Source organism: Microcystis sp. LE19-41.2A (assembly GCF_027530405.1).
Classification (GTDB): Bacteria; Cyanobacteriota; Cyanobacteriia; order Cyanobacteriales; family Microcystaceae; genus Microcystis; species Microcystis aeruginosa.
In genome coordinates this window covers 1-6,804 of sequence record NZ_JAPZQJ010000294.1, presented here as the reverse complement: position 1 = coordinate 6,804, position 6,804 = coordinate 1, and the positions used below count along the sequence as shown (strand labels likewise).

Below are 6,804 nucleotides of genomic sequence, written 5' to 3'. Positions count from 1 at the left end.
ATGGGTGTTAGCACCATGGCGTTCAACCTCAACGGTTTCAACTTCAACCAGTCGATTCTCGATTCTCAAGGTCGTGTAATCGGTACTTGGGCCGATGTGTTAAACCGCGCTGGTATCGGTATGGAAGTAATGCACGAGCGTAATGCACATAACTTCCCCTTAGACTTGGCTAGTGGTGAACAGGCTCCTGTAGCTCTGATTGCTCCTGCTATCAATGGTTAATTCCTAGTCTGAACGAAAAGGCACTCCCGCGAGGGGGTGCTTTTTTGTTGTTAGAATTATGATATAGCTCAATGTTAAGTGGAGTTAATTTTATGATATCCCCTCAAATTATTGAACTTGAACAAAAGTTACGAAATTTTTCGTTTGAAGATAAACAATGGTTATTAGAACAGTTACACAAGCATTTAGAAGTTTTAAAAGAAAATGTAAATAGAAAACAGGCCAAAGATTTGATTATGGAAACATTAAATGAGGTTCAAAATATGCCCGATAATTGTTATCATGAAGTTTGGCAAAAATTTGATGACGCTTGTGTGAGAATTTCAGGAAACTTAGAAGAATCTGATTTACTATGATGTTTGCTCAAGATTCACCTCTTGTTATTCTTGATACTTCGGTTTTTCTTTCAGCTTTGTTAAGTAAAAATCCTAACAGTGCGCCTTGTCAAATTATTCGTTATTGGCGAGAGGGTAGATTTAAGTTAGTTATTTCTCCTCAATTATTGGAGGAATTGGTTGAAAAACTATTACTGAAAAATATTGACAGAAATGATATTAAGGAGATTTTAACGGCTATTTTTTATACTGCTATCAAAATTCAAGGCATTTATCAAGCAACGCTACTCGATCAGGTTGATCCAAATGATAATATGTTTTTGGCAGCCGCTTACGAAATAGGTGCTGATTATCTAGTTTCTTTAGATAAAAAACACATTTTACCGCTAAAGCATTATCATCATACACAAATTTTATCGCCAAATTTATTCTTACAAGTTTTGCAAAATAGTTAAAGATAAAAATGCGATCGCATCTATTTGTAAAGAGATAATCCTAATCGTTAGGATTTCTTTTAAGATAAGATTTAAAGACAGGATTAATAGGAAAATAGGACGAGGTTTCTGATGGTAATTTATCCAGTAAACAGCGTCTCATTAATGACTGAATAGCTGCCCAAAATTGGGATTGAGAAAGGTCAAGATTACCAGTTTTGGGAAACTTTTCTACCGCTTCAGTTTGATTAGCTAACCAGTGCATCACATTTTTTTCTGTTGCGGATAAACGCTGTAAATGACATTCGATCGAGTTTTCTATATCCCCTAAATAAATTTCATTGTTCATTTGTTCTAAAAATAAGGATACTTCCCCATCAAATAGCTCAATAATGGTTGAGGAGATGATATTTAACCAGTTAGGATGACCTTGATAAAGTTCGCTCAGTTTCGTCCATTTATCCTCACTTTTTAAACCGTATTCTTTGAAGATTTCTTCAAATTCTGTTGTTAAACCTTGCAGGTATAAAGTTTTAATTTTATCGGATTTTAAGGTGACAAAATCTCTGGGAAGTTCCCAACTAATTAAAATCAAGCAACTTTGATGAGATGTGGTAGCAATTTGCTGAAAAAATTTATGATAATCCTGACAGTCGTTTAAATATTTACCTGCTAATTCCCCCGGTTTAAAAATATTCTGCACATCATCAAGAATAATTAAACAACGATAGGAGCTTAGATAATCTATTATATCAGGTAAGGGGGTTGATAGAGATTGGTTGAAAAACTGTTTTAGATCATCTTTGAGAGCGATTAATTGAGGAATATTTTCCAGACTGCGGTAAATAATATAATCAAATTGTGGGGCAATTTCTGAAACTAATTTAAGGGTTAAAGCTGTTTTTCCGATTCCAGTTAACCCATAAATAGTAATTAATCGAGTTTTATTATCTAGCCATTCTTTTAAGGTTGATATTTCTAACTTACGTCCATAGTTATACCTTAATTCAGGAGCTTTTGTTAAGTCAATTATGGGGGATTGATCGTCATTGCGTAAAAAATTTTTTGTTTTTTTCCCATTATTAATTGTTTGTAAAGATTGATCACAAATATGAATATTTCCTTGATTAACTTGTAAACAATGACCAAAATTAGAAGTTTGAGAAACCCGATATTTTCTTTCTAACTTGGATCGTAAATTATCTTTATTAACATCTTCGTCTAATACCTTACCCAACTTTTTCCATAAGTTAGCAGCCTCTTTTTTAATATGAGATTCACTACAACCATTAAAAGATTGAGCAATTTGCCAATATTTTTGACCTTGCCAAACCCCTGTCAAGATTGCTTCTTGTACTGGTGTCAGATGAGACTCCACTTTCTCAAACATTAAATCATCAACATATTGCAAAACTTGGTCAATATTATTCATTTCTGGTTAAAAAATTAGAGGGTTAATCAAATATATTATACCAAACGGAACTAAGACTGTACCGTAACCTACCTATAAATTGTGTACCAAAGCCTACTTTGGTACTAAAATCAAGCGCTACAATACTGAGATGTTAGGTAAATCAAGCTAATTAGTCCTATTTGCTTGCTAGATTGTCATCATAGCCCATTTTGCGGTGACATGATCATCTTTTCCATTTCAAAAATCAATGAAGTAATCTTTAAGTTATGTATCAAGAACTACTGAGTAGAGCCAACCCTGGATTTATCCTGATTATGATTGATCAGTCAGCTTCAATGTCAGATAAATACGCTAATTCAAATAAAGCAGAGTTTGCCGCATTAGCCGTTAATCGAGTCATCGGAGAAATTATTACAGCTTGTTCATCGGGTAATGAGATTAAAGACAGATGTTTTGTGGCAGTGGTTGGCTATGGAGCAAGTATTAATATACTATTTCTAGACAAAGCCTCAGAGTTGGCTAAAAATCCCAATACAACAACCCTTAAGAGAAAAGTCTCTGATGGTGCAGGTGGGTTGGTTGAAGTGGATGAAGTAATGCGAGTGTTTGTGAAACCGACTGCAAGTAATGGAACACCAATGGCTGAAGCCTTTAAACAGGCTTATAATGGGGTAGAAAAATTTATTTCTAATCATCCCGATAGCTTTCCACCCGTTGTTATTAATATAACCGATGGAGAACCTAATGATTTTAATGCTGCTACTACTGAAGCGAAAAAACTAGCACAACTTAAAACAAGTGACGGTAACGTGATTGTTTTGAATGCTCATATTTCTAACGCATCAGCAGGGAAAATAGAGTTACCTAGTGACAATGCTGGTTTTAACAATAATAAATTTGCTAACTTTTTGTTTGATATTTCCAGTGTGCTTCCTGATCCTCTTGCTGAGAGTGCCAAAAATGCGGGTTTTAATGTTCAACCTAATGCCAGAGGTTTTATCTTTAATGCTGATGCTGAAGCACTGATTAAACTTCTTCAATTTGGTTCTCAAGGAGCATTACGCTAAAGTTATTGTCATTAATTATGGAATCTCATCATAAAGTTTCAGTCATCCGTCGGTTCAGTGATAGAACTCATAAAGAGATGGAAACCATTAGCGGTTGTCAAGATAATTTTAGCTATAATGAAGCTAAGAATTGTTTTGCGATCGCCGATGGTGCAACTCAATCATTTTACTCAAGTATATGGTCAAAACTTCTTGTTGATTATTTTTGTGAAAATCCCCAGATTGATAAAAACAATTGGCAAGAATGGCTTGAACTAATTCAGCAAAAATGGTTAGAAGAAGTTAGAGCAGAATTAGAAAAAGCAAAAAGCGGTAATAATTTTGCCTGGATTGAGATTTACAATGGTTTGGAACGTTCTAAATCAGCAACATCTACCTTTATTGGGTTACAATTTATTGAAAATCAAGCAAAAATCTCAATTGTTGGCGATAGCTGTCTGTTTATTTTTCAGGGAAATCAATTAATTCAAACCTATTTATTGAAAAAATCAACGAATTTTAATGATAGACCTGGATATTTTGGAAGTCGCTCTAAAAATAATGATGATTATGAGCCAGAGTTTTTAGACATCGAATTAAAATACAAACAACATTCAGATAAGCTTTATTTTGTACTAGCAACTGACGCTCTAGCTGAATATATTTTTAAATATACAGAACAGCAAAGAGATATTTTAACAACTTTACTTACCATTAATTCAGAACAGGAGTTTGAGAATTTTGTAAAATCTGCTAGACATAATGGCACAATAAAAATGAAAAATGATGATGTCACTTTAATGATTTTAGAAGTCAGTGATCGTGAAATCGTCAGTTTGCCTACACAAACCAGAAAAGAAAATCAAAAAAATACTCCTATCATTTCACCTTTAAGTTATGAAACTGAACAGCCTTCTAAAGAAGATCAAAACAATTCTTTAAGCGTAGAAAAAGAACCTAAAGACAATACTCCTGCTGAAAATTTAGAAGATACTTCTGGTTTTGCCAAAATAAGCTCCAATCTACAAACATTATTAAAATTTCTGCCATCTTTACCCATGACGCACCGCAATTTGAGAGGAGTTTCTTCTTCAAGTCCTCAACTGAGAGAAGACAAACCACCCGTAATTAAAGGAATAGATGGAATCCGTAATCTTCTCCTTGTTTTTATTCCTTTAAATATATTCTTAACTATACTCTCCACTGCGACCATATTATATTTTATTTCTCAGACAGCTAACAAAATAAATAGTATAAAAACTGAACAATCAAGCAATTCAAATTCATCTAGTCAAGTCACTAAATATGAACCTAAATATATGAACCTTGAAAAAGGAAATAAAATCTACAAAGATCAAACTTTTCAAGAAATTATTATTCCTGCTTTATCTGACTCATCTCAGGTTTTAATTTTAGAAGAAGGAGACAAATGGATTAAATTTCAGATTGATCTTTATGCTAATCAAGCAATCTTGAATCAATGTTCTACTTGTGCAAGGGATGAAATAGAAATAAAACCCAAGACAAATCTGAGAACTTTGGCTAGTGAATCAGAAAGGGATGTTTTTGGACAATTAAGCGAACCATCAAAGTTTAAAAAACTTGAATTTGATTCCCTTCCCAATTGGTCTAAATTTACATTTGTGGGGTATGTAAAAAAATGAAATATCCGCTTAGAACTGACTATGAAACAGTCGTAAAATACCCTGATAGATTTATATACGATGGTATTTTACAACAAGGAAAGCCTGTTAAGCAAAAGCAAAATCAGAACTTTTTACTGTCTCATAATGGCGGAAAAGCCGTTGTTTATGAAATTCAAACTAATCCTAAAAAATATGCCCTTAAATGTTGGATAGAAGATTTAGGGGATCTAAAAATTCGTTATAAGGCGATTGATGCCTATCTTAAAACAGTTCAACTTCCTTATTTTGTTGATTTTGCTTACCAAGAACAAGGAATTTTAGTCAATGGACAAAGATTTCCCATTATTAGAATGGAATGGGTTGATGGTATTAGCTTTAAAGACTTTATATCTAATAATATTAATAACCAGACTTCTATCCGTAACTTTGCCGAAAAATTCTTAGAAATGGTTAAAATTCTCCATCAAAATAATATTTCTCATGGAGACTTACAACACGGTAATATTATAGTGCGTAAAAATGGTGATCTATGTTTAATTGACTATGATAGTTTATATGTTCCTCAATTAAGCAACGCAACCGACAATATTAAAGGACTCCCTGGTTATCAACATCCTAACAGAAATAAGTTATCTAAATTAAGTCCAAAAGCTGACTATTTCTCAGAAATGGTAATTTATTTATCATTGCTTGTTCTATCAGAAAATCCCAACTATTGGCAACAAATACAACAAGAAGAAAGGCTACTATTTTCCGAAAAAGACCTAATTAAACCTAATTCATCCAAGATTTTCAAAGAACTTAAAAATCTTTCTCCTGAGATTGTGTATTTTATCCAAGAATTAGAGAAATTTTGTCAACAATCAAATATTGAAAACCTACAACCTCTTGAAAATTTAGTCAACAATTACACAGGAGCTAAATGGAGTTTTGTGCCTCCTACTAACCCTATTCCAATCGTTACTTCACCTGTTCCTGTAGTTAATAATCCTACTAATTGGGGTTTTACATCTAATAATTCTACTCCATCCCCATACCCTCCTCCCTCAAGTCAAGGATGGACTTTCTCCCCTAACGGAGTTCAAACTCAAACCAGTCCAAAAAATACAACATCTTCAGATCCCTGGACAAAACTTGAAACCAATTCATCAAGTGCTTGGGATAAATTTGACACGGGTAAAACACCACCTCCAACAGATTGGGATAAACTCCATCAACAACCTCGAAAAGAAGCACCAGTACCTATTCCAGATGAAAACATTTGGGATAAATTTGATAATATTTGGAAGAAACTTACAACATCTGTATCATCTATTTGGAACAAAATTTTGAACTGGTTTAATTAGCTATCTGATTATTCTGTGCAGTTCTCCTATCCTAAAATCAACTCCATTGCTTGATTAATAATTTTATTTTTATCAACCATAGCTTCAATTTCTTCGGGTTTAAGTAGGTGGGTGGAATTAAATATAAAATGAACGTAGGTTGGGTTGAAGCATGAAACCCAACGCCCGATTATGTTACGCTACCGCTAACCCATCCTACAAATAATTGTGCCTACCTACTTAGGCTCTTCTCGACTTTGTGTGATAATTTTTGCTTATGTAAGGTTAAATGCTTACTGGGCAAGACTTTTAGGACTATTTTGAAAGAAGAAACTATCAGTATAGACCTCGTTTACACACAGAAACCAGAAGAGCCTGGTTT

At 33.5% G+C, this 6,804-nt stretch carries 7 protein-coding genes; 6 read left to right on the top strand and 1 reads right to left on the bottom strand.

Features of this window, described 5'->3' with window-relative positions; translation table 11 throughout:
* From O9290_RS12630 to O9290_RS12620, 3 genes are all read left to right on the top strand, one after another.
* On the top strand, positions 1 to 222 hold a 222-nt coding region (locus O9290_RS12630; RefSeq protein ID WP_002744236.1), incomplete at its 5' end, for a hypothetical protein.
* Between the two features lie 92 nt (positions 223 to 314).
* The gene (locus tag O9290_RS12625) at positions 315 to 578 is read left to right on the top strand and encodes a hypothetical protein (protein WP_002752205.1); all 264 of its coding nucleotides are present in this window, start codon (positions 315 to 317) and stop codon (positions 576 to 578) included.
* Entirely contained in the window at positions 575 to 1,012 is a 438-nt protein-coding gene (locus tag O9290_RS12620) for a putative toxin-antitoxin system toxin component, PIN family (RefSeq protein WP_002761089.1), read from the top strand. The genes O9290_RS12625 and O9290_RS12620 overlap by 4 nt, the downstream gene beginning before the upstream one ends.
* 40 nt (positions 1,013 to 1,052) lie before the next feature.
* On the opposite strand, the gene O9290_RS12615 is transcribed toward O9290_RS12620, so the two are convergent.
* On the bottom strand, positions 1,053 to 2,423 hold the full coding sequence (locus tag O9290_RS12615) for a helix-turn-helix domain-containing protein (RefSeq protein ID WP_288087117.1): 1,371 nt from the start codon (positions 2,421 to 2,423) through the stop codon (positions 1,053 to 1,055).
* 248 nt (positions 2,424 to 2,671) lie between these two features.
* On the opposite strand from O9290_RS12615, the gene O9290_RS12610 reads away from it, so the two are divergent.
* Genes O9290_RS12610 through O9290_RS12600 form a run of 3 tightly spaced genes read left to right on the top strand, consistent with a single transcriptional unit; the run spans position 2,672 to position 6,443 of the window.
* Positions 2,672 to 3,472 carry a vWA domain-containing protein gene (locus O9290_RS12610; RefSeq protein WP_002745527.1) on the top strand — a complete coding sequence of 267 codons (801 nt, stop codon included), beginning with the start codon at positions 2,672 to 2,674 and terminating at the stop codon, positions 3,470 to 3,472.
* A 17-nt stretch (positions 3,473 to 3,489) separates the two neighbouring features.
* Entirely contained in the window at positions 3,490 to 5,115 is a 1,626-nt protein-coding gene (locus O9290_RS12605) for a PP2C family serine/threonine-protein phosphatase (RefSeq protein ID WP_287669712.1), read from the top strand.
* Entirely contained in the window at positions 5,112 to 6,443 is a 1,332-nt protein-coding gene (locus O9290_RS12600; RefSeq protein WP_193977012.1) for a protein kinase domain-containing protein, read from the top strand. The genes O9290_RS12605 and O9290_RS12600 overlap by 4 nt, the downstream gene beginning before the upstream one ends.
* Positions 6,444 to 6,804: the final 361 nt, after the last annotated feature.

Excerpts from the sequence above, each read along its gene's own strand:
- O9290_RS12625 (WP_002752205.1), top strand. The coding sequence starts at position 315 with ATGATATCCCCTCAAATTATTGAACTTGAACAAAAGTTACGAAATTTT.
- O9290_RS12620 (WP_002761089.1), top strand. The coding sequence starts at position 575 with ATGATGTTTGCTCAAGATTCACCTCTTGTTATTCTTGATACTTCGGTT.
- O9290_RS12615 (WP_288087117.1), bottom strand. The coding sequence starts at position 2,423 with ATGAATAATATTGACCAAGTTTTGCAATATGTTGATGATTTAATGTTT.
- O9290_RS12610 (WP_002745527.1), top strand. The coding sequence starts at position 2,672 with ATGTATCAAGAACTACTGAGTAGAGCCAACCCTGGATTTATCCTGATT.
- O9290_RS12605 (WP_287669712.1), top strand. The coding sequence starts at position 3,490 with ATGGAATCTCATCATAAAGTTTCAGTCATCCGTCGGTTCAGTGATAGA.
- O9290_RS12600 (WP_193977012.1), top strand. The coding sequence starts at position 5,112 with ATGAAATATCCGCTTAGAACTGACTATGAAACAGTCGTAAAATACCCT.